The 27000-nt window shown below is 72.9% G+C and carries 22 protein-coding genes; 8 read left to right on the top strand and 14 right to left on the bottom strand.

The features are described from left to right. Positions 1-31: 31 nt before the first annotated feature. The 4 genes from FHX40_RS19090 to pdxH form a co-directional block, all read right to left on the bottom strand. Positions 32-2266: an ATP-binding SpoIIE family protein phosphatase gene (locus FHX40_RS19090; RefSeq protein WP_142260893.1), complete on the bottom strand. Its 2235-nt coding sequence runs from the start codon at positions 2264-2266 to the stop codon at positions 32-34. 129 nt (positions 2267-2395) lie between these two features. Next, positions 2396-3112 carry an iron-dependent transcriptional repressor DtxR gene (locus tag FHX40_RS19095; RefSeq protein ID WP_142260894.1) on the bottom strand — a complete coding sequence of 239 codons (717 nt, stop codon included), beginning with the start codon at positions 3110-3112 and terminating at the stop codon, positions 2396-2398. Positions 3113-3444: 332 nt separating this feature from the next. After that, complete coding sequence (locus tag FHX40_RS19100) at positions 3445-4737, bottom strand: MFS transporter (RefSeq protein WP_142260895.1); 1293 nt, start codon at positions 4735-4737, stop codon at positions 3445-3447. 109 nt (positions 4738-4846) lie between these two features. Further along, positions 4847-5494 (bottom strand): pyridoxamine 5'-phosphate oxidase, encoded by a 648-nt coding sequence (gene pdxH / locus FHX40_RS19105; RefSeq protein WP_189136183.1) that lies wholly within the window; start codon positions 5492-5494, stop codon positions 4847-4849. Between the two features lie 283 nt (positions 5495-5777). Here pdxH and FHX40_RS19110 point away from each other — a divergent pair, with 283 nt between their 5' ends. Then, the gene (locus FHX40_RS19110; protein ID WP_142260896.1) at positions 5778-6881 is read left to right on the top strand and encodes a citrate synthase 2; all 1104 of its coding nucleotides are present in this window, start codon (positions 5778-5780) and stop codon (positions 6879-6881) included. A 358-nt stretch (positions 6882-7239) separates the two neighbouring features. Continuing rightward, positions 7240-8355, top strand: coding sequence for a phosphoserine transaminase (gene serC, locus FHX40_RS19115; RefSeq protein ID WP_142260897.1), 1116 nt, complete (start codon positions 7240-7242; stop codon positions 8353-8355). Positions 8356-8468: 113 nt separating this feature from the next. On the opposite strand, the gene FHX40_RS19120 is transcribed toward serC, so the two are convergent. From FHX40_RS19120 to ligD, 8 genes are all read right to left on the bottom strand, one after another. Continuing rightward, positions 8469-9134, bottom strand: coding sequence for a rhomboid family intramembrane serine protease (locus FHX40_RS19120; protein ID WP_229788551.1), 666 nt, complete (start codon positions 9132-9134; stop codon positions 8469-8471). Between the two features lie 162 nt (positions 9135-9296). Then, complete coding sequence (locus tag FHX40_RS19125) at positions 9297-10061, bottom strand: crotonase/enoyl-CoA hydratase family protein (protein WP_142260899.1); 765 nt, start codon at positions 10059-10061, stop codon at positions 9297-9299. A 117-nt stretch (positions 10062-10178) separates the two neighbouring features. Beyond that, a complete protein-coding gene (locus FHX40_RS19130) occupies positions 10179-10952 on the bottom strand; it encodes an SDR family oxidoreductase (RefSeq protein ID WP_142260900.1) in 774 nt (257 codons plus the stop codon). A 206-nt stretch (positions 10953-11158) separates the two neighbouring features. Further along, positions 11159-11497 (bottom strand): STAS domain-containing protein, encoded by a 339-nt coding sequence (locus tag FHX40_RS19135; RefSeq protein ID WP_142260901.1) that lies wholly within the window; start codon positions 11495-11497, stop codon positions 11159-11161. A 37-nt stretch (positions 11498-11534) separates the two neighbouring features. Then, positions 11535-12335, bottom strand: a complete 801-nt coding sequence (locus tag FHX40_RS19140) for an energy-coupling factor ABC transporter ATP-binding protein (RefSeq protein WP_142260902.1) — start codon at positions 12333-12335, stop codon at positions 11535-11537. Positions 12336-12382: 47 nt separating this feature from the next. After that, positions 12383-13147 carry a cobalt ECF transporter T component CbiQ gene (cbiQ, locus tag FHX40_RS19145; protein WP_142260903.1) on the bottom strand — a complete coding sequence of 255 codons (765 nt, stop codon included), beginning with the start codon at positions 13145-13147 and terminating at the stop codon, positions 12383-12385. Next, positions 13147-14205 carry an energy-coupling factor ABC transporter permease gene (locus FHX40_RS19150; protein WP_142260904.1) on the bottom strand — a complete coding sequence of 353 codons (1059 nt, stop codon included), beginning with the start codon at positions 14203-14205 and terminating at the stop codon, positions 13147-13149. Before FHX40_RS19150 ends, cbiQ begins: the two co-directional genes overlap by 1 nt. Before the next feature lie 250 nt (positions 14206-14455). Next, a complete protein-coding gene (ligD, locus tag FHX40_RS19155) occupies positions 14456-15427 on the bottom strand; it encodes a non-homologous end-joining DNA ligase (protein ID WP_142260905.1) in 972 nt (323 codons plus the stop codon). A gap of 271 nt (positions 15428-15698) precedes the next feature. On the opposite strand from ligD, the gene FHX40_RS19160 reads away from it, so the two are divergent. The 6 genes from FHX40_RS19160 to FHX40_RS19185 all read left to right on the top strand — a co-directional run bounded on the left by FHX40_RS19160 (position 15699) and on the right by FHX40_RS19185 (position 24951). Further along, a complete protein-coding gene (locus FHX40_RS19160; protein WP_211350315.1) occupies positions 15699-18758 on the top strand; it encodes an AfsR/SARP family transcriptional regulator in 3060 nt (1019 codons plus the stop codon). 553 nt (positions 18759-19311) lie between these two features. After that, positions 19312-19689, top strand: coding sequence for a hypothetical protein (locus tag FHX40_RS19165; RefSeq protein ID WP_229788550.1), 378 nt, complete (start codon positions 19312-19314; stop codon positions 19687-19689). 585 nt (positions 19690-20274) lie between these two features. After that, positions 20275-20718: a protein-tyrosine phosphatase family protein gene (locus FHX40_RS19170; protein ID WP_142260907.1), complete on the top strand. Its 444-nt coding sequence runs from the start codon at positions 20275-20277 to the stop codon at positions 20716-20718. A gap of 338 nt (positions 20719-21056) precedes the next feature. Next, positions 21057-23057 carry a serine/threonine protein kinase gene (locus tag FHX40_RS19175; RefSeq protein ID WP_170198888.1) on the top strand — a complete coding sequence of 667 codons (2001 nt, stop codon included), beginning with the start codon at positions 21057-21059 and terminating at the stop codon, positions 23055-23057. A gap of 680 nt (positions 23058-23737) precedes the next feature. Further along, positions 23738-24193 (top strand): NUDIX hydrolase, encoded by a 456-nt coding sequence (locus tag FHX40_RS19180; RefSeq protein WP_142260909.1) that lies wholly within the window; start codon positions 23738-23740, stop codon positions 24191-24193. 101 nt (positions 24194-24294) lie between these two features. Beyond that, positions 24295-24951 carry a DUF6461 domain-containing protein gene (locus tag FHX40_RS19185; RefSeq protein WP_142260910.1) on the top strand — a complete coding sequence of 219 codons (657 nt, stop codon included), beginning with the start codon at positions 24295-24297 and terminating at the stop codon, positions 24949-24951. Positions 24952-25109: 158 nt separating this feature from the next. Here the strand turns inward: FHX40_RS19185 and FHX40_RS19190 are convergent, their stop codons facing one another. Both FHX40_RS19190 and FHX40_RS25185 read right to left on the bottom strand, forming a co-directional pair. Further along, entirely contained in the window at positions 25110-26351 is a 1242-nt protein-coding gene (locus tag FHX40_RS19190; protein WP_142260911.1) for a hypothetical protein, read from the bottom strand. A 28-nt stretch (positions 26352-26379) separates the two neighbouring features. Next, positions 26380-26931, bottom strand: a complete 552-nt coding sequence (locus tag FHX40_RS25185) for an RNA polymerase sigma factor (RefSeq protein ID WP_170198889.1) — start codon at positions 26929-26931, stop codon at positions 26380-26382. Positions 26932-27000: the final 69 nt, after the last annotated feature.

The raw sequence follows: 27000 nt of genomic DNA on the forward strand, positions 1-27000 counted from the left end.
GGCCGTACCCGGGACCGGGCGGCCCGCCGCGTCAGCGGGAGCGGATCGGGATCTCGAACCAGACCGCCTTGCCCTCCGGCGTGGGCCGGGAGCCCCAGCGTTTGGTGAGCTGGTCCACCAGGTAGAGGCCGCGCCCGCCCTCGTCGTTCTCGCCCGCGCTGCGGATGCGCGGCAGCCGCAGGTCCTGGTCGAACACCTCGACCCAGATCGACTTCTCCCCCCGGCGCAGCCGCAGCCGGAACTCCTTCTCCGGCTCGGCCTCCTCCCCCAGGAGCGGGTCGTCCCAGTCGTCGTACGGCAGCGGCGGCCCGTCGAGCACGAGCGCCCGCCGCGGCACGTTCGAGTTCGCGGCGTGCAGCACCACGTTCGTCACGACCTCGGAGACGAGCAGGCAGGCGAGCTCGCCGCGTTCCTCTGGAATGTTCCAAGACGCGAACACTTCCGCGGCCATCCGGCGGGCCTCCCCCACCATGATCGGCTGGGCGGGGAAGGTGCGCTCGGCGGACTCGAGCGTGTCGTCCGCGGAGCGCAGCACGAGGATCGCCATGTCGTCGTCGATGTCGCCGGGCACGGCGTTGATCGCGGCCTCGGCGATGCGCTCCACCGGCTCGTGCGCGACCTTGGCGATCTCCTCGCGGAGCAGCCGCAGCGCCTCGGCGTTGTCGAGCACCGCGCCGTCGCGGGTGGGGCGGCGGTCGACGAGCCCGTCGGTGTAGAGCACGAGCGTGGCCCCGGGCGGCAGGATCCGGGTCTCCTCCTTGTACACGAAGTCGGCGTGCATGCCGTTGGCCCGCAGGCCGAGCGGCTGGCCCACCTCGGCGATGTCGAGCTCGGTCACCTCGCCGTCGACGATGAGCAGCGGCGGGGCGTGCCCGGCGTTCGCGAACGACAGCTCGCGCGACCAGGCGTCGTAGACGAGGTACTGGCAGGTGACCAGCGGCGGGGTGAGCACGTCCGCGTCCTCGTCCTCGCCGGTGCCGGAGCAGCCGTAGTCGTCGGCGTCGGTGGGCGCGACGATCCGGGTCCACTCGTCGAGCCGGGCGAGGATGTCCGCGGGCGACTTGTCGTCCTGGGCGAAGGCCCGCAGCGCGGCCCGGAGCTGGCCCATCACCGCGGCCGCCTTCGCGCCGCGGCCCTCCACGTCCCCGATGACGATGCCGACCCGCCCGGCCGACAGCGGGATCACGTCGTACCAGTCGCCGCCGACCTGGGTCTGGATGCCCTGCCCGTGGGTGGCGAGCGGCGCGGCCGGGTGGTAGCGGGCCGTGATCTCCAGGCCGTCGAGCTTGGGGACGTGGCGCGGGAGCAGGTGTTTCTGGAAGGACTCGGCGGTGTTCCGCTCCTCCTCGAACAGCATCGCGTTGTCGAGGGCGATCGCCACCCGGGTGGCGATCGCGCCGACGAGGTCGCGGTCGAACGCGTCGTAGTGCGGGGAGCGGCGGTCCGACAGGTTCGACAGGGCGAGGTACATCAGCCCGAGCACCTCGCCGCGCACGCACAGCGGCGCCACGATCGCCGAGGTGAGGCCGATCTCCCCGCACAGCCGGGCGGCCGCCTCGCCGGGCGACGGGAAGGAGGACCTGCTGAAGTCCTCGACGAGCACGGTCTCCTGGCGGCGCAGCGCGATCTCCGCGTAGTGGTCCGCGGGATAGTTGATCTCCGCGCCGACCGGCTGCCAGGTGCCGGGCGGCGGCGTCCAGCCGGGCACGTGCACCGACACCCGGCGGACCAGCCGGTCGCCGTCCATCAGCTCGATGAAGCAGTGGTCGGCGAACTGCGGCACGAGCATGTCGGCGACCCGGCGCAGGGTCTCCTCGACGTCGAGCGAGCCCGCGAGGCGCTCCCCGATGCGCTCGAGCAGGCCGAAGCGGTCCTTCTCCCGCTCGTTGCCGCGCATCGCCTCCCGGGCGGTGATGCACATGCCGGTGATCTCACCGGTCTCCTGGCGCATCGGCACCGCCTGCGCGCGCACGTACAGCAGGGTGCCGTCGGTGCGCCGGACCTCGAAGGTGCCCTCCCAGACGCCGCCGGCCAGCACGTGCTTGGCGACATCACCCGCGATCGGCTGGCCGGCGTGAAGGGCGTCGATGATCGGCGCGCCGCACTCCTCCGAAGAGCGCCCGAAGAGCCGTTCGGCGAAGGGGTTCCAGTAGACGATGTTGCTGAACCGGTCGGTGACCACGACGGCCATCTCGGCCTGGTCGAGCACCGCCCGCGGGCTCAGCGACGCGGAGACGGCTCGGGTCGAATCCCCCCATCGCTTCATACGACGGCCACTCCTCGAGGCTGGTTGCGCGCGCAGTGAACCACGGGCACTCCTGGTGAAGCGGAGGCTGGGCGTTCAGGGGAGCGAGGGGTTCCCCTGAGGGAATTCAACCAAGCGCGCCCCCTCTGGTCAGGGCCTTGCGACAAATACGTGTGCGGCAACCTCACGTGGAAGATCCACGGGAGTGTCGTCCGCCTGTCCGTCACCGATCACCCGCACACCGTCGTCGGCCACCGCGAGCCTCACCTCGCGTCCGGGTTGTATCCCAACCTGCTTGAGTTTAAGCATCACCGCGGGGTCACTTTGCACCTGCTCGCTGATGCGGCGGATGACGACGGGCTCGTCGGTGGTGCCCGCCACCTCGGTCATCGTCATGACCTTCTCCTCGGCCAGGGCCTTGGCCTCGGCCGCGCTCTCGGCGACGCCGAGCTCCTCCAGGCCGGGGATCGGGTTGCCGTGCGGGCAGCGCGTGGGGTTGCCGAGCAGGGTCACCAGCCGCGCCTCGACGGCGTCGGACATCACGTGCTCCCACCGGCACGCCTCGATGTGCACCTCCTCCCAGGGCAGGCCGATCACCTGCGTGAGCAACAGCTCGGCGAGGCGGTGCTTGCGCATGACGCGGGTGGCGAGGGTGCGTCCCAGCTCCGTCATCGCCAGATGACGGTCACCCTGAACCTTGACCAGACCGTCCCGCTCCATCCGGGCCACGGTCTGGCTGACGGTGGGGCCGCTCTGCTGCAGACGCTCGGCGATACGAGCCCGGAGGGGCACGATGCCCTCCTCCTCGAGCTCGTAGATGGTCCGGAGATACATCTCCGTGGTGTCGATGAGGCCGTGTGCGGTCAAGACTCCTCCAGTCCCCGTCTCGATGGTATGTCCATTTCGACGGTTCCAGGTGTGGTGAGGCCGTTCCGTTGGGTGACTCATGACCGCCCGTGCGGGCACAGGTTTGGTCTTGGTCAGACCCTATGGGGAGGACGACCGTGCTGGCCTAATATTCGAACATCGGTGCCGCCGAATTCCTTCCCTTGAGGCCATTCACCCGTTTTGAGATCGACATGGCGCGGCCGCGGCGCTCGGATACGCGCCGGGCGGTGTGAAAGCGTCACCGGCGGTGTACGGCCCGCCTCGGAACCGGGCCGCGGCCGGAACGCTGTCAGGGCGCGGTAAAGGCCCGGTCAGGAGGCGTCCGGGCGGTCGGGGGACGCCGAGGGCGACGACCGGCGCAGCGTCTCGGGCACGTACTCGCGGAACGAGCGCACCGCGAGGCCGGTCACCACCACGAGCACCGCGCAGATCAGCCCGCCGCTCACCCACGCCGGGGTGAGCCCGACGAGCGACGCGCTCGCCCCCGCCCGCAGGTCGCCGAGCCGCGGGCCGCCCGCGACCACCACCATGAACACGCCCTGCAGCCGCCCGCGCATCTCGTCCGGGGCGTGGAGCTGGAGGATCGACTGCCGCCAGGTCGCCGAGATCAGGTCGGCGACGCCGCCGACCGCGAGCAGCGTGACCACCAGCCACAGCTCGGAGACGAGCCCGGCCGCGGCCACGGTGAGCCCCCACACCGCGATGGTGAAGGTGAGCGCGAGGCCCTGCCGCCGCACCCGGCCGACCCAGCCGGTGAACAGCCCGCCCGCGACCGCGCCGATCGCGATCGCGGCCGACAGCCAGGCGTAGGCGTGCGGCGAGTCGCCGAACCGCACCTCGGTGAGCTCGGGGTAGAGCGCCCGGGGCATCGCGAACACCATCGCGATCAGGTCGACGACGAACGACATGAGCACCACCGGGCTGGTGGCGATGTAGCGCAGGCCCTCGGCCACGAGGCCGAGCCCGGCCCGGCGGCTCGCCTCGCCGAGCGGCGGCAGGTGCGGCAGCCGTACCGCGGCGTAGAAGGAGGCGCTGAACAGCACCGCGTCGATGAGGTAGGCGAGGGTGTAGCCGCCGCGGGCGAGCACCACGCCGGCGAGCAGCGGGCCGAGCACCGAGCCGAGGCTGCTCACCAGGAAGTTGAGGGTGTTCGCGGCGGGCACCTTCTCGATCGGCACGATCCGGGGGATGATCGCGCCCCGGGTCGCGGAGGTGATCGCGAACCCCATCGACTGGACCGCGATCGCGGCGAGGATCACGTACACGTTGCCGAGCCGGACCCACGCCTGGAGGAGCACCACCAGCGTGGCGATCCAGGTGATGACCGCGCCGGTGACGAGCAGCCGCCGCCGGTCCATCACGTCCGCGACCGCGCCGCCCCACAGGCCGAAGACGATGAGCGGCACCAGGTTGGCGAGGCCGAGCATGCCGACCCACAGCGACGACCCGGTGATGTCGAAGACCTGCAGGTTGACCGCGACGGTGGTGAGCTGGAACCCGATGAACGACAGGCCCTGCCCCGCCCAGAGCCGGCGGTAGTGCGGCCGGCGCAGCGGCGTGAGGTCGATCGCCACCCGGCGCAGCAACGTCTGGAGCCCCGGCACCCCGTCACCTCGCAGCTCTCGACGAATCCATCGACCGGGGCACTTTATCTGTATTGACCACGTTTTTCGCAGCGGGGGGTGGGCCGCCCGGTCCGCGGGCCGGACCGGCTCAGGGCGCGAGGCGCTCCACGATCCACGCCTCCCCGTCGCGGCGGTAGCGCAGCCGGTCGTGCATGCGGTCGTCCTGCCCCTGCCAGAACTCGACCACCTGCGGGATCACCCGGAAGCCGCCCCAGAAGTCCGGCACCGGCACCTCGTCCGGCCAGCGCCGCGCCAGCTCGGCGAAGCGCTCGTCGAGCGCCTCGCGGGACGGCACCACCTCGGACTGGCGGCTCGCCCAGGCGCCGATGCGCGAGCCGTACGGCCGGGAGCGGAAGTAGGCGGCCGACTCCTCCCGCGGCAGCCGTACCACCTCGCCCTCCACCCGCACCTGGCGGCGGATCTCGTGCCAGGGGAACACGAGACAGGCGCGGGGGTTCTCGGCGAGGTCGCGGCCCTTGCGCGACTCGTAGTTGGTGAAGAACACGAACCCCTCGGCGTCGTAGTGCTTGAGCAGCACCAGCCGGGCGCTCGGCCGGCCGTCGGCCGAGCTGGTGGCGAGGACCATCGCGTTGGGCTCGGGCAGCCCGGCCTCGACCGCGTCGACGAACCAGACGGCGAACTGGGCGATCGGCTCGGGCGCCAGGTCCGACTCGAGCAGCGGCTTGCCCTGGTAGCTCCGCCGGAGCCCGGCGGGATGCGGGTGCGGTAGTTCCACGAGGTGCCATTCTTCCGTGCCCGCTCCGCCGTGTCCGCGCGGCCGGCTCGCGCCATTCCCGGGGTACGGCCCGCCGGGCGAGGCGGACGCGATCGGTGGGCGCGTCGAGGTGGCAGTCCGCCCCGTTCCCGGGAACACCAGCCTTTACCTGCGGCGACGCACTCAGAGGGATCCCGGGGGCACGCGTCGCGGGGACAGGGGGTTGAATGTAACTCGCCGGTATCTCGACATCAAGGGATCGCCCTTGTGTGACAACGCACCTGAGAAAGGGAGGCGGCCGGAAATGTCCGACTTCAAACCCGGGCTGGAAGGCGTGGTGGCCTTCGAAACCGAGATCGCGGAACCGGACAAGGAAGGCGGCGCCCTGCGCTACCGGGGCGTCGACATCGAGGAGCTTGTCGGGCACGTCTCCTTCGGGCACGTGTGGGGGCTGCTCGTGGACAACGCGTTCGAGCCGGGGCTGCCGCCCGCCGAGCAGTTCCCGGTGCCCGTCCGCACCGGTGACGTCCGGGTGGACGTGCAGAGCGCACTCGCCATGCTCGCCCCCGCGTACGGCTTCCGCCCGCTGCTCGACATCGACGACGAGCAGGCCCGCGAGGACCTTGCCCGGTGCTCGGTGACCGCGCTGTCCTTCGTCGCCCAGTCCGCGCGCGGCCTCGGCAAGCCGATGGTGCCGCAGCGGCTGGTCGACCAGGGCCGGACGGTCGTCGAGCAGTTCCTCATCCGCTGGCGCGGGGAGGCCGACCCGCGGCACGTCAAGGCGATCGACGCCTACTGGACGTCGGCCGCCGAGCACGGCATGAACGCCTCCACGTTCACCGCCCGCGTGATCGCCTCGACCGGCGCCGACGTCGCCGCGGCGATGTCGGGCGCGGTCGGCGCGATGTCCGGGCCGCTGCACGGCGGGGCCCCCGCCCGCGTGCTGCACATGATCGAGGAGGTCGAGCGGATCGGCGACGCCGAGACCTACGTCAGGCAGGCGCTCGACCGCGGCGAGCGGCTCATGGGCTTCGGCCACCGGGTCTACCGCGCCGAGGACCCGCGGGCCCGGGTGCTGCGCCGTACCGCCAAGGAGCTCGGCGCGCCGCGGTACGAGGTCGCCGTCGCGCTCGAGAAGGCCGCGCTCGCCGAGCTGCAGGCCCGCAAGCCCGACCGCGTGCTCGCCACGAACGTGGAGTTCTGGGCCGCGATCGTGCTCGACTTCGCCGAGGTGCCCGCGAACATGTTCACCGCGATGTTCACGTGCGCGCGCACCGCCGGCTGGGCCGCCCACATCCTGGAGCAGAAGCGCACGGGCAGGCTGGTCCGCCCAAGCGCCCGGTACGTGGGCCCGGCGAAGCGCTCGGTGCACGACGTGCCCGGCGCGGACAAGGTCCTGTCGCAGTGACCGCATCCCGCTGACCGTGTCCGCCGGTTGACCGGCGGACCGGACCGCTGATTCCGACGAGAGACAACTCCCCTGGGGCCGCTTCTCCACCGGCCGCCCGCCGGACGCCTGATCCGCGGCGTACGTCCCCTGGGTACGCCCGCGGACCGCGCCGGCACCGCGGCCACCGGTGGCCGCGCCCGCGCCACCCCGTCACCCCCGAGAGGACGGGGCGGGCGGGCGCGGCCCACACCGCCGCTCCGGCTCCCCGGCCGCACGCGCCGGGTGGCCACCGAGTGGTAGAGACCACCGCCGGAAACGGCCGACACCGCGCACCCCCGGCGACGGGCATCGCACCAGTTCATCTACGCTTGGTGGAGTGGCTGACATACTGATCCCCGCTGACATCAAGCCCGCCGACGGCCGGTTCGGCTGTGGCCCCTCGAAGGTGCGTCCCGAGCAGCTCGCGGCCCTCGCCGCGACCGGGACCGGCCTGCTGGGCACCTCGCACCGCCAGAAGCCGGTGAAGAACCTCGTGCGCCGCGTGCGCGAGGGACTGACCGCGCTGTTCGGGCTGCCCGAGGGCTACGAGGTCGTGCTCGGCAACGGCGGCAGCACCGCGTTCTGGGAGATCGCCGCGTTCGGTCTCATCCGCCGCAGGTCGCAGCACCTCACCTTCGGCGAGTTCTCCAGCAAGTTCGCGGCCGCCACCAAGAAGGCGCCGTGGCTCGAGGACCCCAGCGTGATCAGCGCCGAGCCGGGATCGGCCCCCGAGCCGCGCGCCGAGGAGGGCGTGGACGCCTACGCGCTCACCCACAACGAGACCTCGACCGGCGTGGCCCTCCCGATCCAGCGGGTCGCCACGGACGACGACTCCCTCGTCCTGGTGGACGCCACCTCCGCCGCGGGCGGCCTTCCGGTCGACCCGGCCCAGTTCGACGTCTACTACTTCGCGCCGCAGAAGTGCTTCGCCTCGGACGGCGGGCTGTGGATCGGCCTGTTCTCGCCGCGCGCGCTCGACCGGGCGGCCGAGATCGCCGGGTCGGGCCGGTACATTCCGGAGTTCTTCAGCCTGCCGACCGCGATCGACAACTCGCGCAAGGACCAGACCTACAACACCCCGGCGGTCGCCACGCTCTTCCTGCTCGCCGAGCAGATCGAGTGGATGCTCGAGCAGGGCGGCCTCGCCTGGACCACCGCGCGCACCGCGGACTCGGCCCAGCGGCTGTACACGTGGGCGGAGAAGACCTCCTACACCACGCCGTTCGTCGCCGACCCGGCGAAGCGGTCGAACGTGGTGGGCACGATCGACTTCGCCGACTCGGTGGACGCCGCCGCGGTCGCCAAGATCCTGCGTGCCAACGGCATCGTCGACACCGAGCCGTACCGCAAGCTCGGCCGCAACCAGCTGCGCATCGGCATGTTCCCGTCGGTCGACCCGGCCGACGTCGAGGCCCTCACCCACTGCATCGACTACGTGGTCGAGCGCCTCTGACCCGGCCGGTACGGCTCGCCGTACGCGTGACCGACGACGACGAGGCGCGGTCCCGTTCCCGCCGCCGGTGCGGCCCGGGACCGCGCCCGTTTCGTCCCGGCGGCGCGGCCGCCTCAGTAGTCGCCGTGGGCGAAGGTGCGGCGGCGCAGCATCCAGGCGGCGAGCACGCCGCCGATGAGGCCGAACAGGTGGCCCTGCCAGGAGATGCCCGGCTGGCTCGGCAGCACGCCCCACAGCAGCGAGTAGTAGAGCACCGCGACCACGACGCCGAGCGCGATGTCGAGCGAGTGCCGGTCGAAGAACCCGCGGGCCACCACGTACCCGAAGTAGCCGAAGACGAGGCCGCTCGCGCCGACCGTGATGTAGTGCGGCGGGGTGGTGAGCCAGACGCCGACGCCGCTCACCAGCACGATGATCGCGCTCGCGGCGACGAACCGCCCCACGCCCCGGATCGCCGCCATGATGCCGAGCACGAGCAGGGGCAGCGAGTTCGCCATGAGGTGGCCGAACCCGGCGTGCAGGAACGGGGCGAGCGGCACGCCGAGCAGCCCCTCCGGATCGCCCGCGACGATGCCGTACCGGTCCAGCCCGAGGAGCAGCGCGAAGTCGAGGATCTCCAGGATCCACATCGCCGCGAGCAGGAGCAGGACCACGGCGACCCCGCCGAGGGCGCCCGCGAGCAGGCCACCCGACCGGCCGCGGCGGTATCCGCCCGGCGACCTCGGCGTGGGCCGGCCGTAGTATCCCGGACTGCCGTAATACCCCGGATGCTGGTACACCTCGGGCCCCCTCCACCCCACGGATCTCGGCGGGTAAAATGCGTCAATTCGCATAAACCCGCTTTGCCTGTTCTTTCTTCCCCAATAAACAGGCTTACCCATAAAGCGGAGAGAAAGGTCCGAAGGTGGAGGCGGGGCGGTACGGCACGGCGTTCCGGTTCGCTACTCGCCGCTCCACCGCGGCGCGCGCTTCTCGGCGAACGCGGCCGCGCCCTCCATCGCGTCCTTGGAGCCGAAGATCGGGTCGACGATCGAGCGCTGCCGCTCGAACATCTCCTCCCGGCTCCAGTCGGCGGACTCCACGATGATCCGCTTGCTGCCCTTGAGCGCGAGCGGCGCGTTCTCCGCGATCTTTGCGGCGAGCTCCTTCGCCGCGGCGAGCGCCTCGCCCGGCTCGGTGACCCGGTTGACCAGGCCGAGCTCGGCGAGCCGGGTCGCCGGGTAGAAGTCGCCGGTGAGCGCGATCTCCATGGCGATGTGGTACGGGATGCGCCGCGGCAGCCGCAGCAGACCGCCCGCCCCGGCGACGAGCCCGCGCTTCGGCTCGGGCAGGCCGAACTTCGCCTCCCGGGACGCCACCACGATGTCGCAGGAGAGCACGAGCTCGAAGCCGCCGGCGAGGGCGTACCCCTCCACCGCGGCGATGATCGGCTTGGCGGGCGGGTTCTCCACGATGCCGCCGAAGCCGCGGCCCTCCACCCACGGCAGCTCCCCGCCGAGGAACGCCTTCAGGTCCATGCCGCTGGAGAAGTAGCCGCCGGCGCCGGTGAGCACGAGCACCGAGACGTCCTTACGCTCGTCGAGCTCGTCGAGCGCGGAGGCGATGCCGTTCGCCACGGCCGCGTTGATCGCGTTGCGCGCCTGCGGCCGGTTGATGGTGATGACGGCGACCGCGCCGTCGACCTCGACCTGAACCTCGTCAGCCACCTGTCCTCCCTGGCCTGCACATGGTCACTGGGTACGGCGAAGCGGCGGGGCCGGTGCGCGGGCGGCCCCGCCGATGGCACGTGCCGGACGGGCCCGTGCCCGTCCGGGGCTCCGGCGTCACTTGGGCTGGAACCGGATACCGCCGTCGAAGCGGATGATCTCGCCGTTCATGTAGTCGTTCTCGATCAGGGAGCGCACCAGGTGGGCGAACTCCTCCGGACGGCCGAGCCGCTTGGGGAACGCCACCGGCTGGGCGAGGCGCTGCTTCCACTCCTCGGCCTGCGGGCCGGTGCCGTAGATCGGGGTGTCGATGATGCCGGGGCAGATGGTGAGCACCCGCACGCCGATCACCGACAGGTCGCGGGCGGCGGGCAGCGTCATGCCCATGATGCCGCCCTTCGAGGCGGAGTAGGCGACCTGGCCGGTCTGGCCCTCGATGCCCGCCACCGACGCGGTGTTGATCACCACGCCGCGGGAGCCGTCGGCGTCCACCGGCTCGGTCTTGGCGATCGCCGCCGCGCCGATGCGCATGAGGTTGAAGGTGCCGACGAGGTTGACGTTGATCACCTTCAGGAAGGTTTCGAGGTTGTGCGGCTGGTTCTCGCGGTTGACGGTCCGCTCGGCCCAGCCGATGCCGGCGCTGTTGACGATCGCGCGCAGCGGCTTGCCGGTCGCGACCGCCGCGTCCACCGCCGATTGCACCTGCTGCTCGTCGGTGACGTCGCACTTGACGAAGACGCCGCCGATCTCCTCGGCGAGGGCCTTGCCGGCCTCCTCGTTCAGGTCAGCGAGCACCACGGTCGCGCCGATCCGGGCGAGTTCGCGCGCGGTGGCCGCACCCAGGCCACTCGCCGCGCCGGAGATGACTGCTGCTGCTCCGTTGAGATCCATAGTCCGGACCTTAACCGCGAACCGAAGAAAGTTCTACTGGAAGTGGCCCAAATCTCCGCCACCCGCCGGGCACCGCTCGGCGGCGACCGCGGGACGCGGCGCCCCGGTCACCCTGCCTGGTTCGCGAATCCGCAGGTCACGGCCGTCATCGCGCACGGGGTACGTCCGGTATACCCGCCGTGCCGTACCCGACCCCTCCGGCGGGCTCAGCCGGCGGCGACCGCGCTCGCCACGTCCGGGTAGACCTTGATGCGGCGGTCGAGGCCGGTCGTGCGCAGGATGCGGGCGACCGGCGGCTGGGGGTTCGCCAGGCTGACGCAGCCGCCCTCGCTCGTGGCGAGCCGCCACGCCTCGATCAGCACCGAGAGCCCGCTGGAGTCCATGAACGACAGCTCCGACAGGTCGAGCACGAGCGTGGGGCCGTCCTTCTTGATGGCGTCCCGCACCTCCTCACGCAGGTGCGGGGCGGTGAATAGATCCAGCTCACCTTCGACGGCCACCACCGCGGCATCCCCGAGCGCCCGTCGAGCGAGCTTCAACTTCATCTGAACCTCCTCCGGCGAGGTTCACTTTACTTCGACATCACCGAGCGTGAAGGTCAGGAACCGTTGTCGGCCCCGGCACGGTGAAGCCGAAGGGCAGCTCCAGCCGGTGGGCGGCGAGCAGCTCGGCGTCGGCGAGGATCTCGCGGGTGGGGCCGTCCGCGACGATCACGCCGCCGGAGAGGATCAGCGAGCGCTCGCACAGCTCGAGGGCGTACGGCAGGTCGTGGGTGACCATGAGCACGGTCACGTCGAGGCCGCGCAGGATCTCGGCGAGCTCCCGGCGGGAGGCCGGGTCGAGGTTCGAGGAGGGCTCGTCGAGCACGAGGATCTCCGGCTCCATGGCGAGCACGGTGGCGACCGCGACCCGGCGCCGCTGACCGAACGACAGGTGGTGCGGCGGCCGGTCGATCGCGTCCAGCATGCCGACCCGCTCGAGCGCGTGCCGTACCCGGCGCTCCAGCTCCTCGCCGCGCACCCCCATGTTCGCCGGGCCGAACGCCACGTCCTCGCGCACGGTCGGCATGAACAGCTGGTCGTCGGGGTCCTGGAAGACCAGGCCGACGCGGCGCCGTACCTCGCGGAGGGTGTCCTTGCGCACCGGCAGCCCGGCCACGACCACCTCGCCGTGCCCGGGGGTGAGGATGCCGTTGAGGTGCATGACGAGCGTGGTCTTGCCCGCGCCGTTGGGGCCGAGCAGCGCCACCCGCTCGCCGCGCTCGATGGTGAGGTTCACCCCGAACAGCGCCTGGGTGCCGTCGGGGTAGGCGTAGGCGAGGTCGCGTACCCGCAGCGACGGCTCGGCCGCGGTCGCGTCCCTGTCCGCTACGGCGTCCTCCATCACACCCTCCGGCACCGATCCGGCACGCCCGGCGGGACCCAGCCTAGTCATGCCAGCGTCCGGGCGAGCGCGGCGACCACGGCCGCGGCGGCGGGCAGGGACAGCGCCGCGGCCCAGGCGGCGGGCGGCACGGGCCGGTCGTCGAGCACCGGCAGGGTGCCGGTGAAGCCGCGGCTCAGCATGGCGAGGTGCACGCGCTCGCCGCGCTCGTAGGAGCGGATGAACAACGCGCCGACCGAGCGGGCGAGCACCGGGGCGGCCCGCAGGTCGCGGGCGGTGAAGCCGCGCGACTCGCGGGCGACCCGCATGCGCCGCATCTCGTCGAGGATCACGTCCAGGTAGCGCAGCATGAACATGGCGATCTGCACGAGCAGCGGCGGGATGCGGAGCCGCCGCGCGCCGTGCAGGATGCGGTGCGGCTCGGTGGTGGCCGCGAGCAGGATGCTCGCCGTCACGCCGAGGGTGGCCTTGGCGAGGATGTTCCACGCCGCCCACAGGCCCTCGACGCTCAGGGCGAGGCCGCCCACCGCGACGCGCTCGCCCAGGCCGATGAACGGCAGGGCGAGCGCGAACGCCACGAACGGGAGCTCGATCGCCATGCGCCGCAGCAGGAAGCCGGGCGGCACCCGGGCGATCGCCGCCACCGCGGCGAGCAGCGCGGCGTAGACGGCGAACGCCCACAGCGCGGACCGCGGGGTCGCCACGACCGTGATCGCGAAGGCCACGGCGGCGGCGAGCTTGCACTCCGGCGGCAGCCGGTGCACCGGCGTGTCGCCCGGCAGGTAGAGCCGGTGGTGGTGGCCCGCGGCCATCAGGCGTGCGCCCGGTCCGGGGTGCCGGCGGTCTCGTCCCTGGTACGGCGCCGCGCCGCGTAGAACACCGCGCCTCCGACGGCGACCGTGACGCCGACGCCGATGATCCCGGCGAGGCCGACCGAGAGCCGCTCGTTCTCCACACCGGCCACGCCGTAGTCGGCGAGCGGGCTGCCACCGAGGTTGTGCTCCTGCTCGGCCGCGTTGAGGCCGTGGTCCTCGGCGACCCGCTCCAGGCCGTCCGGGTCCCCGGAGGCGTAGAAGCTCACCACGCCCGCGAGCAGCAGCGACACCGCGAGGGCGGCGAGGCCGAACGGGGCCAGGCGCCGGGTGCGGGCCGGGGCGGCCTGCGGGCCGGACGGCTCGGCGGTCGTGGTCGCGCCGTCCGGGGTGCGCAGCACGAGCGGGGTGGCGAGGCTCCGCGCGCCGTACACCAGGTCCGGCCGTACCGCGAGCACGCTGCTCACGGTGAGCGCGGTGATCAGGCCCTCGCCGATGCCGATCAGCACGTGCACGCCGCCCATCGCCGCGGCGACCGTGCCGACCTCGATCGGGGCGGTGCCGCCGATCCAGAACAGCAGCGTGAACACCAGGGCCGAGGCGGGCACCGAGACGAGCGCGCCCGCGAACGACCCGGCCACGATCGCGGGGCGGCCGCGCGGCAGCACCCGGACGACGAGCCGGAAGACCGCCCAGCCGACGACGGCGGTGACGATCGCCATCAGCACGATGTTCACGCCGAGCGCGGTGAGCCCGCCGTCGGCGAACAGTAACGCCTGTATGAGGAGGACCACGGTCACCGCCAACACCGCGGTGTACGGTCCGACGAGCACCGCGGCGAGCGCGCCGCCGAGCAGGTGGCCGCTCGTGCCCGCGGCCACCGGGAAGTTGAGCATCTGCGCGGCGAACACGAACGCCGCGACCAGACCGGCCATCGGGGCGGTGCGATCGTCGAGCTCGCGCCGCGCGCCGCGGAGGCAGACGGCCACGCCGCCGGCCGCGGCGACACCGGCGGCGATGGAGACGGAGGCGGTGAAGAACCCGTCCGGTACGTGCATGATCACCCTCCGATGTCCGGCTTTTGGCGCCACTCTACGGCACGTCTTTGTAGTTGCAATATCCTCGCATTAACGATGCGATTGCGTGACGTACGGCGCAGGCCGGGCACCGGCGGACCATGGCCGGTGGGCGGGGCGGGCCGGGTGGCGGCGCGCGGGCGCCCGCGGCCCGCGACACGCGTGCGGGCACCGGCGTGGCAGGGTCACGCGGGACGAGACGGGGACGAGCGGAGGCGGCCCGCACCCGGCCTCAGGCGTCCTCCCGCCGCACCTGCCCGGGCGTCTTGTCGTCGCGCAGGCCGCGCCAGCTCGGGTGGCGCAGCCGGTGGTCGCCGGTCCACTCGGCGTACCGCACCTCGCCCACGAGCCGCGGCTCCACCCAGTGCGCGCTGCGCGCGAACTCCCGGGGCACCTCGTCGTCGAACGGGCTCGCCGCCCGCTCCAGCGGCCGCAGCAGCCGGTCGAGCTCGCGCAGCGCCGCCTCGCTGAACCCGGTCCCCACGTGCCCGGCGTACCGCAGCCGCCCCTCCTCGTACACGCCGACGAGCAGCGACCCGATCGTGTCCGCCCGGCGCCCCTGCCCCGGCTGCCAGCCGCCGACCACGACCTCCTGGCTGCGGAAGTTCTTCACCTTGCGCCACTCCGGGCTGCGCCGCCCCGGCCGGTACGGCGAGGCGACCCGCTTGGCCACGATGCCCTCCAGGCCGAGCCGCCGCGACTCGTCGACCACCTGCGCCGCGGCCACCCCTTCCAGGTGGGGCGGCACGTCCCAGTGCGGGCCGGGCCGTACCAGGCCGGCGAGGAGCGCCCGGCGGTCCAGGTAGGGCAGGCCGATCACCGGGCGGTCGCCCACGTGCAGCACGTCGAACAGCAGGTAGCTGACCGGGACGAGGTCCATCAGCCGCCGGACCCGCGCCGGGTCGCGCTGGTGCATGCGCGGCTGCAGCGCCTCGAAGCGCGGCCGCCCCTGCGCGTCGAAGGCGACCACCTCGCCGTCGAGCACGCACCGCCGGTCCCCGACCGCGTCCGCCAGCCCGGCGAGCTCGGGGTAGGCGGCCGTGATCTCCTTGGCGTTGCGGGAGTAGAGCCGCACCCGCCCGTCCTCGACGTACGCGAGCGCGCGCACGCCGTCCCACTTCATCTCGTACGCCCATCCCTCGTCCCGGGCCGGCGCCGCCCCGAGCTGGGCCAGCATCGGCCGGTAGGCGGGCAGTCCCCCCATGCCCCCGGTGCTACCCGCCGCCGTCTCCCGGCCGGGTCAAGCCACCGTCAACGACCTGCGGAAACACTCGGCCCCGCGATCACTGCGCGATCCGTGAGGAGCGCCGACCGGCCGCGCGCCGGCCGCGCCGCCCACCGCCACAAGAAAAGGGACGCGGCACACGTTTCAGGCACGTATCGGACCGGCTCGTACCGGGGTCAAATGCGCAACCGGTAACGTGCGGTCACGACATCACGCAAGCTTCTGGGACAACTCCATTGGTGGACGGCTCGTGAGATTTCGGGTGCTGGGCCCGCTGACGGTGACCGCGGCGGACGGCCGGGAGGTGCCGATCGGCGGCAACAAGCTGCGGGTCGTGCTCGCCGGGCTGCTGCTGCGCGCGGGCGAGAGCGTGCCGGTGGGCCGGATCGCGAGCTGGCTGTGGGAGGAGACCGACGATCCGGACCGGGCCCGCGGGACCGTGCAGAGCTACATCAACCGGCTGCGCCGCCTGCCCGAGCTGCGGGACCTGCTGGTCACCGTCCCGGACGGCTACCGCGTGGCGTGCGACGCCGGCTCGCTCGACCTGCTGCGTTTCCGCGAGCTGACCGCGACCGCCCAGGCCGCCATCGCCGCGGGCGATCCGGCCGCGGCCACCGAGGCGCTGTCCGCGGCGGTCGGGCTGTGGCGGGGCCCGGCGCTGTCGAACGTGGACTCGCCCACCCTCCACCGCGACGAGGTGGAGCCGCTCACCGAGGAGTGGCTGCGCGCCCAGGAGCAGTGGATCGACCTCGGCCTCGACGCGGGGCGGCACACCGAGCTCGTGCCGCAGCTGCGCGAGCTCACCCGCGCGCACCCGCTGCGCGAGCCGCTGTGGGAGCGGCTCATGCTCGCGCTGTACCGGTCCGGCCGTCAGGCCGAGGCGCTGCGCGCCTACCACGACCTCGCCGAGCTGCTCGCCGACGAGCTCGGCGTCGACCCCGGCCCGGCGCTGCGCAACCTGCACCAGGCGATCCTCACCGGCGATCCCGCGCTCGACCCGCCCGCCGGGCCGTACCCGGCGCGCCGTACGGCCTGGCCCATCGGGCCCGACCATCCGAATCCGGCCGAGACGGCGCAGGCGGCCGCCACACCGGTCTCGCCCACCGCGGCCATGCCCGCGACGCCCACACCGCCGGTGGCGCCCCTGACCACCGCACTGGCCGTCGCGCCGCCCGTGGCCTCGCCGATCACGGCGCCCGCCGCCGACGTCCCGCTCCCCCAGCCGGTGGGCGCGATCCCCGTGCCCCGCCAGCTCCGCCCGGACATCCCCAACTTCGCCGGGCGGCGGGCCGAGCTCGCCGTACTCGACCGGCTGCTCGAGGAGGCGCTCGGCGACTCCCCCGACGCCTCCCGCCCGCCCGTGATCGTCTCGGTGCAGGGAACGGCGGGCGTCGGCAAGACCGCGCTCGCGGTGCACTGGGCGCACCGGGTGCGCGACCGGTTCCCCGACGGCCAGCTCTACCTCGACCTGCGCGGCTACGGCCAGGGACGGCCCGTGGAGCCCGCCGCCGCGCTGGAGACGCTGCTGCGCGCGCTCGGCACCCCGGCCGACCGGGTGCCGGTCGGCGTGGACGAGCGCTCGGCGCTGCTGCGCACCCTGCTCGCCGGGCGCCGCGTGCTGCTGCTGCTCGACAACGCGGGCGGCAGCGAGCAGGTGGCGCCGCTCATCCCCGGCTCGGGCGGCATGGTCCTGGTGACCAGCCGCAACCAGCTGCGCGCGCTCATCGTGCAGTACGGCGCGCGCCGGGTGGTGCTCGACCAGATGCCCGGCGACGAGGCCGTCGAGCTGCTCGCCGAGGTGCTCGGCCGGGACCGGATCGACTCCGACCCGGCGGCCGTCGCCGAGATCGTGGAACGCTGCGCCCGGCTGCCGCTCGCGCTGCGCATCTTCGCCGAGCGCGCCGCCCGGTTCCCGGACACGCCGCTGCGCCGCCTCGCCGCCGAGCTGCGCGACGAGCGTGGCCGGCTCACCGCGCTCGACACCGGCGACGGCGACGACACCGACCTGCGCATGGTGTTCTCCTGGACCTACCGGGCGCTCGACGAGGCGGCCGCGCGCATGTTCCGGTTGCTCGGCCTGCACCCCGGCGAGGAGATCGGGGTCGGCGCCGCCGCCGCGCTGGTCGGCCCGGAGACCGCCCCGGACGAGGCCGCGGCCACCCGGCTGCTCGACCGGCTCGCCGCCGACCACCTGCTGCGCTCCCGCTCCCCCGGCCGCTACGACTTCCACGACCTGCTGCGCGCGTACGCGGCCGAGTGCGCCCGGGAGGCCGGGGAGGTCGACGAGCCGCTGCGCCGGGTGCTCGACTGGTACCTGCACACCGCGCACAACGCCGCCCGGCACCTGCCGCCCGGGGACCGCACGGTCCCGGCCGAGCCGCCGCCGCAGGAGGTGACCCCGCTCGAGTTCGACCGCCGGGAGGACGCGGTCGGCTGGTTCGAGACCGAGCTGGCGAACCTCATGGCCGCGGTGCGCACCGCCGCGGCGCACGGCCGGTACGGCCACGCGTGGCGGATCGCCGCGGTGCTCGTGCTGTTCCGCGACTTCCACGTGCCGGGCCCGGCGTGGGCGGACGTGCACCGCATCGCGGCCGACGCGGCGCGCCGGGACGGCCGGCCACAGGAGGAGGGCCGCGCGATCAACCACCTCGCCGAGGTGCACGCCCGGCTCGGCGAGCTCGACGCGGCGGTGGCCCGCAACACCGAGGCGCTCGCGCTCGCCCGCGAGATCGGCGACCGCGACCTGGAGGGGTTCGTGCTCGCCGACCTGGGCGGGGTCTACTTCCGGCTCGGCGAGTTCGAGGAGTCGACGCGCTGCTACAACGAGGCGCTGGCGATCGCGCGGGAACGCGGCGACCGGCGGCTGGAGGCCGAGACGCTCGAGCACATCGCGCGCAACGACAACGGGCTCGGCCGGTACGAGGCCGCGCTCGAGCGCGCGCGGGCCGCGCTCGCCATCTACGACCGCATGCGCGACCCCTACCACCAGGGCGAGGCGCTGCGCACGATCGGCATCGCGCAGGCCGGGCTCGGCCGGCTCGACGAGGCGGCCTGCTCGTTCGAGCGCGCCCTGGAGCTGATGCGCCGGTACGAGGACCGGCGCGGCGAGGCCGAGGTGCTCGACCACCTCGGGCGGGCGCTGCTCGCCGCCGGCGACCTGGCCGGCGCCCGCGACCGGTGGAATGCGGCCCTGCGGATCTTCACCGAGTACGGCGACGCCCGCGCCGCCGCGCTGCGCGAACGCCTCCGGGAGGCCGGCGACGCCCCCGTCGGCGATCCCGCCGGCCTCCCGAAGACGCGCCGCGCCTAGGAGAGCCTCATGCCCGGCGGGGGAGGAGCGCCGCAAGCCCCCCGCTGCGACCGCGACCGCTGTTTGGCGGGCGTGGCGCCCGCCGCACCCCCCTCGTGGCGCGGCCGCCGCGCGGCGCTCCTCTCCTGCCGGACCCACCAGCGGTATCGACGGTAGGGGCGCGCATTGGCAAACCGCTCACAGACCGCTCACAGGCGGATCGCCGTACTCCGGCATCCGCGACCATCCGCTCGCGCCGGATATGAGCCGTTTTTCAGCGAATGGTGGCTAACGCACCAGGTTGGCCGCCGCTCGGCGCCCCGGCCCGAGGCCGCGCGCGGGCGTGCCGTACCGGTCCCGCGGCGAAGAGGGTGTGGCCCGGCTTTCGCCGAGGCCGCCCATAGAAATAGCGAAAATAGGGAAGAAACAGGGCATTTAACCCGTAGAGCGGGATGAGTGATCCTCGCGACGAGGCCCTGGAGTGGGACCGGCGGTGCCCGTCCTCGCGGGGCACGGATCACCACCCCGGGCGTACCGGATGGTGACGTGCTGTTACCGTGGAGAGGGGGACACGATGCGTAAGCGGAGATTCACCGTGCTCGCATGCACGGCTCTGGTCCTGTTCGCCGTGACCGGCGGCCGGTCGGCGGCCGACGGCGATCCCAGGGTCCTGCCCAAGCAGCAGGTGAGCCGGCAGCAGTACGACACCCTGCTCGCCCAGTGCCGGTACGCGGGGAAGGGTGGCAAGGCGCGGCAGCGCTGCGAGGCGAGGGTGGCCGAGCGGTACCGCGTGGGGCGGGCGAACCCGGGCCTCGACTGCCGCCGGTACGCCGGGGTGACCGTGTGCGGCGAGCTCGAGCTCACCCGCGCCGAGCGCCGGTGCGTGACCGACTCGGTCGCCAGGGGGATCAGCCGCCGCCGGGCCGAGGTCGAGTGCTTCGTCTACCGGTGACCCGGGTACGGCACGGCCGGGAGCGTCGCCGAGCGCCGGAAGGGCGCACGAGAAGGCAGGTGGCGGCGCCCCGGGACGGCTTGTCCGCGCCGCCACCGTCACACCTGGAGTCCTCAGCCGAACCCGGGAGGTGCATCGCTCGGCGGGTCACGGCGGGCACCGGACCGGCGGGGGTCGCCGGTGGAGCGGAGACGTCGCCGTCCCGCCGGGTCCACCGCTGCGGACGGTCGGTCAGGCGGTGGCCGTGACCAGGTACGCGATCCCCAGCAGCAACACGACGGGGATCAGCCACACCACCAGCTCGGCGGCGAACTCCTTGTTCATCGCGCAACTCCCTCACTACGACCAGGACTCGGCCCGTTAGAGGCAGCATAGGGCCACCGGCGGCCAGGGGGTATTGCAGGGTGGGCCGCCCCTTTGCACGGAGATTGCCGTGCACCGGCCACGGCGGCGCGTTCGCCCGTGGAGAAGCCGCCCTCCCCCGCCCGCCGGAGGCCCCACACTCACCCGGGCACGGCGGCCACCCCGACCGGGTACGGCACGGCCGCCGGGCGGCGGCGAACGGCACGACCACGGGAGGCCCGGTTGCACGCACCCCCGCTCCCCGGCGCGATCCGGCTGCCGGACGGCACGTGGATCCGCGGCCGTGGCCTGCGCCACGGCACACCGCCCGGCCCGGCGCCCGACCACGGCCTCTACCTCGGCGGCGTCCGGCTGCGGCGGCGGCACGAACCGGAGCTGTCCTGGCCGCACGACTGGCTCGACTGGCCGGACTTCCTGCTCCCCCGCGACCGCGACGCGGCGATCGAACGGGTGCGCGACCTGTACGGCCGGGCCCGCGCGGGCCTGCGGGCCGAGGTGGCCTGCGGCGGCGGGATCGGCCGCACGGGCACGGTCATCGCCTGCCTCGCCGTACTCGCCGGGCTGGATCCGGAAGACGCGGTCGCGTGGACGCGGGCGAACCATCACCCCCGGGCGGTCGAGACGCCGTGGCAGCGCCGCTGGGTCGTACGTTTCCCGCGCGCCTGACCCGCCCGCGGCGACGCGGGCCACCCCGCCCAGCGGCCGGGCCATTCCCGGGCACGCCGCGAGGCCGCCAGAACATGATTTCGTTTGTCGTCCACGGAACGCCTTCGACGTGGCATTTTCATTGGCCGCGGCGGTTAACACCGAACATTGGTCTGATGTGCGGTCGATCAGTGAGCTGTCCACTTCAACCTGATTACGACATGAATGGAGCACAGCGTCCGCAGACGTCATTTTCGGCAAACGTTTGAATGGCGGACCGTTTTTCGCATGATCACATAGTGCGACAAGGTAATCTGGCCGCGACATTCGTTGATCAACCGAGCCAGACGGGGTGAATGGTGACGAGTCCTCGAGGGCTCAGGTCCAACGAGCCGAGGCAGATCGGTGAGTATCGGATCCTGTCGCTGCTCGGCAAGGGCGGCCAGGGAACGGTCTACCTCGGGCTCGCGCCCGACGGCAGGCGGGTCGCGATCAAGGCGCTGCTCCCGCAGTGGGCGTCCGACCCGAAGACCTGCCGCCGGTTCCTCCGCGAGGCCGAGGTGGCCGCGAAAGTCGCCGCCTTCTGCACCGCCAAGATCGTCGGCACCGGCATCTTCGCCGGCCGGCCGTACATCGTCAGCGAGTACGTGCCGGGCCCCTCGCTCGACGAGAAGGTGAAGACCGAGGGGCCGATCTCCGGCAGCGGCCTGGAACGGCTCGCCGTGAGCACGCTCACCGCGCTCGCCTCCATCCACGCCCACGGCGTCGTGCACCGGGACTTCAAGCCCGGCAACGTCATCCTCGGCCCCGAGGGACCGGTGGTGATCGACTTCGGCATCGCGCGGGCGCTCGACTCCAGCATGAGCACCACCTGGCTGCTCGGCACCCCGGCGTACCTCGCGCCCGAGCAGCTCACCGAGGAGCCGGTCACCGCCGCGTGCGACGTGTTCTCCTGGGGCAGCACGATGACGTTCGCCGCCACCGGGCGGCTGCCGTTCAACGGCGCCACGGTTCCGGCGATCATGCACGCGATCCTGCACGCCGATCCGGACCTGTCCGGCGTGCCCAACCCGCTCCGCGAGCTCGTCGCCGCGGCGCTCGCCAAGACCCCGGCGGCCCGCCCGAGCGCCGCCGAGCTGCTGCGCGTGCTCACCGAACGGCACGCGCTCCCCGCGTACCCGATCCCGGGTCCGCCGCCCGGCCCGCCGCCGCACCCGGCGAACGGCACCGCGACCCGGCCCGCCTTCGGCATGCTGACCGGTGCCGCGCCCGGCGCCGGCGCCCCCGGCGGGCCCTCCTCCTGGCCTCCGCCCCCGCCCGCCCCGCCACCCCACCTCGCGGCCGCGCACACGTCGCAGCGGGCGTCCGGGCCGCGGCAGGCCGACGCCGCGGGCGCCCCGGTCCAGGCCCTGCCCGCAGGGCTCGGCACGGCCGTGGCCCTGCCGACGCCGCGGGAGCATCCCGCCACCGACGCGGTACGGCCCGCGGCGGAGCCGGACGCCCCCGCCCCGGAGGCCGAGACGACGACCGCGCCGGGCGGGCGCGGCTCGCACCGAAAACCGTGGCGGCCGCGGCGGTGCGTGCTCATCACCTCGGCGACCGTGCTCACCCTGACCGCCGCGACGATCCTCGTCCCGACCTGGCTGCGCGGCGGCGACGGCGAGAGCGGCGCGACGACGGCCGCCGCGAACATACGCCAGGAGGCGGCACGCGCTCCCGCCGCGCCCCCGGGCGAGGTCTCCTCCAGGGGCGACCTCGATCTCGGCATGTTCCCGAAGCTCGACATCGAGGACCGCTTCACCGCCCCGGAGAACGTCCAGCAGTACGTCTCCCACCAGCCGGAGGAGCGGGAGATGGTGCCGAGCATCGCCACCGACAACGGGGTGTTCACCGCCTCCGGGCCCACGCCGTACTTCACCATGCTGTCCGGCCCCGGCGGGCTCTCCGGTGCCACCTCGCTCAGCATGGTCACCCTGGGCGAGTTCACCGGGAAGGGCGAAACACAGGACACCGTCTACGTGGGCTGGGTGAAGGACGGCAACAACTACATCTCGGCCTGGTACAACAACGCGCGGAAGGTCTCGGGCCTCAGCGTCCGGCTGGACGGCAGGCTGCTCAAGCTTCCCCGGACCATCTACGTGGAGCTGAAGAAGGGCGACCGTCTCGCCCTCGTGCACAAGGACGGGATGATCACCTCGTACGCCGAGACCCACGGCATGTGGCACCGGCTCCAGGAGACCACGATCGACAGCCTGCTCGACAGCCCGGTGAACCGCCGGGACTACCGCTACGGGTTCGGCCTGCGCGCCGAGTCCGGCACGATCACGCTCACCGGCGCCGTGGGCCGCAGCGCCCCGTAGCCGCCCGCCGGACACCGCCTCGTCCGGCCCGCGGCATCCCTGCGGGAAAACCGCAGAAATGATTCCTCTTCACCTCTCGCCGACGCGGTAATTCGTTTTCGCAATCGGTTGCGGCCTCATTTGCCGTGGAACGCCCCGGGAGCGGCCGGGAAACACAATGCCATCAGGAGGGGGTTCGCCATGCGTTCGCGCTGAACCGTACGTCGCCGCATCGGCGCGACCGCCGTCACCACGTCCCCGTCGCTCGTGCTTCCGGGCGGCCCGGCCGCCATTCCCGAATTCACGATGCCGAAGCTGTACGAAACCACGTCCCAGCCCGGCCCGAAACACGGCCTCAGCAGGCTCAGCCCGCGGCGCGACGGCTCACGGTCGCGGCCTCGGCACCAAGCTCTGCTCCCGCAAGGTCCGGGACGCCTACCTCAGGCAGGGCCGTTTCCCGTCCATGATCGCCGTCTACCGTGGCCGGACCGTGAGCATCCAGGAGCTCCTCCGCCCTAGGCGGGCCGCCGGGCGATCCGGCGTGCGCGCCGCCGGGCGCGTGACGCGCCGCCCTGGTCCCGCCGGGCTATGATGCGATCTCTCCGGCCGGTCACGTCCCGTCCACGCACACCTCGAATCGCCGGCGACCGCCCGGCCGGTCCGCCATCGTGGACGCAGCCCTCACCGCCGAAAGGAACGACATGAAGGCGCTCATCGCGCGGATCTGGCGGATGTTCTCCGGCTCACTCCAGTGGCGGATCCTCTGGATCCGGAACGCCAAGTTCATCGTCGGCGTCACCGGCGTGGTACGCGACCCCGACGGCAAGGTGCTGCTGCTGCGCCACCGGTTCTGGCCGCGGCACAGCCAGTGGGGCCTGCCCTCGGGCCACGCCAACAAGGGCGAGCCGTTCGAGGAGACCGTCGCCCGCGAGGTGGCGGAGGAGACCGGCCTGACGGTCAAGGTCGGCCGCCTCGTGTCGCTCAACAGCGGCTACCGGTTCCGGGTCGAGGTGGCCTACGAGGCCGTGGTCACCGGCGACCGCGAACCCAAGGTCGACGGGTTCGAGGTCCTGGAGGCCCAGTGGTTCGAGCCGCATGAGCTCCCCCAGGGGCTGCTGCCGTCGCATCGCCGCCTGATCGAGCAGACCGGCGGGTGACCCCGGTACGGCAGGGCGTCGCGGCCGGGCCGTACCGCGCCCGATTTCGGTGCCGGACTGTCGGTGCCGAATTGTCGGTACGGCCTGCCACCATGCGTGCCATGACGGCGACGATCGATGAATTAGCCCCGTTCCGCTGGCTCGGCCTCCCCGAGAGCGATGGCGGCGGCCCGCCGCTCGGCGTGATCTTCAGCGTGGCGTACTTCCGGGGTCTCGGCGCGGCGGAGGTGGCGCGGCGCTTCAGCCGCGGCACGGATCCGGGGACGGTGATGGGCTTCGACGGGCTGATCGAGCGGGTGTGGGAGTTCGTCGAGGAGACCGAGGGCGGCTACGGCGGCGGCCACGTCGGCATCGTCGAGGCCGGCGAGTGGTGCGTGGCCGTCGAGCCGCACGGCTGGCTCACCATCCTCTCGGACGTGGTGGCCGAGCTGTCCCGGGGCTGCGAGATGCTCTCGATCAACCGGCACGACCACGCGTCCGTGAGCGACCTCGTGTACGCGATCGACGGCGAGATCGTCACGACGTTCCCGGTCGGGCGTCCCCACGACCGGCACGGCGCCGACCCCGACCTGCTCAACGACCTCCTGGCCGAGCTGGGCATGTACCCGGACCTGCTGGACGACCCGCCCGGTACGGCCACGCCGGACCCCGCCGCCCTGTCGCAGGCGTTCGCCCTGGCGGCACGGATCACCGGCGTCCCGTTCACGCGGGACCTGCTCGACCACCCGATGCTCGTGGCCCGCATCGCGGACCTGTGACCCGGCCGTGCCGTACCGGGCACCGGAACGCTCCAAACCCCGGCCCCACCCGCAGGACGAGGAAGGGCGACGGGTGCCCCGCCGCGGTCACCCGCCGCCCTGTCCGCGGGCGGACGTGCCCCTCGAAACGCCCGCCCGGTCCCCCGGTTCCGGCCCGGTCAGCCCTGCGGACGCTCGCCCAGCCGGTCGGTCCAGCCGAAGTCCTCGTAGGTCACGCGGAGGACGTTCCTGTCCTCGTCGTTCGAGTCCACGGCGTACTCGAGCAGCGCGGCCGAGTCCTTGTCGATGACCAGCGTGAACTCGGCGCCCTCGGCGTCCTTGACCGCCAGCCCGACCCCGGTACGGCCGACGCCGTCCTCGACCTCCCCCAGGGAGGTGATCCCGGGCTGGTCGGCGAGGACCTTCAGCAGGGCCGCCCGGGTACCCGGGGTGGTCGGCGCGGTCATCAGGTCGACGGTCGTCTGCCAGAGGTAGACGGGGAACTCCTTGTCCGGGTCGGGCAGCCTCTCGAACCGCTTCCGGAGCCGGTCGGCCAGCTTCGTCTTCGACGTGGGCAGCTTGCCGACGTTCCCCATGGTGATGTCCGGGTTGCTGATCGACAGCGGCTGCGGAAGGGTGTCGTCGACGGCGCGCGGCCTGCGGTTCGGCAGCAGGTTCGGCGAGCCGAGCTCCTTCCACTTCGCCTCGTCCTCGGGCGTGGGGAAGACGATCTCCGGATTGCTCGGCAGCACCCGGTTGGTGCCGCCCGCCCGCCTGGCCCGCCACGTCTCCTCGGTCTGGACGAGGTACGCGGTGTACGGGAACCCGTTGGGCCAGTACTTCTTCTTCAGCTGCGCCAGCTTGCGGTTGTACTTCTGGTTGATCGCGTCGAGCTTGCTCTCGTCCTCACCGGTCCGCTTGTACTCGGCCGCCTCCTGCTCGAGAAGCCGCCCGGCCTCCTCCTGGAACTCCTTGGGCATGTGGTGGGTGGTGGAGGCGGTGCGGGTGCGGACGTACCAGTACTCGCCGGTCGTGGCGGTCTCCCGCAGCGCGGTGTCGGCGGCGGCGAGCAGGAACGACCGGGCGTCGACCCGCGTGGCGGCCGGCGACGCCCCCGTGCCGCCGGTCGTACCGGTGCTCGACGAACCCGCCGCGACCCGGTGCTCCCCGGTGGGCGTGCCGGACAGCACGCCGGTGGAGACCACGATCGCGCCCGCGGCGATCGCGGCCACCGCACCGGAGGTCGCGAGCAGGAACAGGGGACGGCGAGACATGAATGTCCTCCAGATGGGCTGCTTGGGGTGCTGGGTGCTGCTGGTGAACGCCCTGGCGAGGTCGTCGGCGCGGCGCCGCCGGTAGCTCGCCTCGGCGAGTTCGTCCAGCTCATCCGGCCTGAGCCGGGCGAACATGCGGTCGATCATGTTGTCCTCCGGGTCGGATTCGCGGACGTCAGCTCTCCTCGGCGAACCGCCTGTGGGCCCCTCGCACCGTGCGGCGCGCCGCCCCTGTCTCCTGGCGAAGCCTCGCCGTCAGGCGTTTGCGCGCCCGGTGCAGCCGGACGTTGAACGCGCGCACCGAGCACCCCATGACCGAGGCCGCCTGCTCCGGCGCCAAGCCGTACCAGGTGGCCAGGATCATCGCCTCCAGGTCCTTCTCCCGAAGGGCCCGGAGCGCGGAGATGGCCTGCTCCCGGTCCACCACGTGCTCGGCGACGTCCCAGACGACCTGGTCCCGCTCGGTGGTCAGCGCCGCGATCCGATCGACCAGCGCCTTCCGCCGGTACCGGACCTCGCGCTGCTTGGCGAGCATGTTCCGCGCGACCCCGAGCAGCCACGGCAACACCTGCTCAGGCAACTCGTCCAGCCGCCGCCAGGCCACGAGGAACGTCTCACTGCACACGTCCTCCGCCACGCCCTGCTCGACCCGCAGCAGCACGTAGCCCATCACGCTCCGGTAGTACCGGTCGTACAGCGCGGTGAATCGCTCTTGGGGATCGTCCACACCCAGTACTCCCGCCCGCCGCCCCTCGATTACCACCCAACCCAAACTTTTCTCGCAAACCTGGATACG

Source organism: Thermopolyspora flexuosa (assembly GCF_006716785.1).
In the GTDB taxonomy this organism is placed as follows: Bacteria; Actinomycetota; Actinomycetes; order Streptosporangiales; family Streptosporangiaceae; genus Thermopolyspora; species Thermopolyspora flexuosa.

Excerpts from the sequence above, each read along its gene's own strand:
- FHX40_RS19090 (WP_142260893.1), bottom strand. The coding sequence starts at position 2,266 with ATGAAGCGATGGGGGGATTCGACCCGAGCCGTCTCCGCGTCGCTGAGC.
- FHX40_RS19110 (WP_142260896.1), top strand. The coding sequence starts at position 5,778 with ATGTCCGACTTCAAACCCGGGCTGGAAGGCGTGGTGGCCTTCGAAACC.
- FHX40_RS19130 (WP_142260900.1), bottom strand. The coding sequence starts at position 10,952 with ATGGATCTCAACGGAGCAGCAGCAGTCATCTCCGGCGCGGCGAGTGGC.
- FHX40_RS19135 (WP_142260901.1), bottom strand. The coding sequence starts at position 11,497 with ATGAAGTTGAAGCTCGCTCGACGGGCGCTCGGGGATGCCGCGGTGGTG.
- FHX40_RS19140 (WP_142260902.1), bottom strand. The coding sequence starts at position 12,335 with ATGGAGGACGCCGTAGCGGACAGGGACGCGACCGCGGCCGAGCCGTCG.
- cbiQ (WP_142260903.1), bottom strand. The coding sequence starts at position 13,147 with ATGGCCGCGGGCCACCACCACCGGCTCTACCTGCCGGGCGACACGCCG.
- FHX40_RS19150 (WP_142260904.1), bottom strand. The coding sequence starts at position 14,205 with ATGCACGTACCGGACGGGTTCTTCACCGCCTCCGTCTCCATCGCCGCC.
- ligD (WP_142260905.1), bottom strand. The coding sequence starts at position 15,427 with ATGGGGGGACTGCCCGCCTACCGGCCGATGCTGGCCCAGCTCGGGGCG.
- FHX40_RS19165 (WP_229788550.1), top strand. The coding sequence starts at position 19,312 with ATGCGTAAGCGGAGATTCACCGTGCTCGCATGCACGGCTCTGGTCCTG.
- FHX40_RS19180 (WP_142260909.1), top strand. The coding sequence starts at position 23,738 with ATGAAGGCGCTCATCGCGCGGATCTGGCGGATGTTCTCCGGCTCACTC.
- FHX40_RS19185 (WP_142260910.1), top strand. The coding sequence starts at position 24,295 with ATGACGGCGACGATCGATGAATTAGCCCCGTTCCGCTGGCTCGGCCTC.
- FHX40_RS19190 (WP_142260911.1), bottom strand. The coding sequence starts at position 26,351 with ATGATCGACCGCATGTTCGCCCGGCTCAGGCCGGATGAGCTGGACGAA.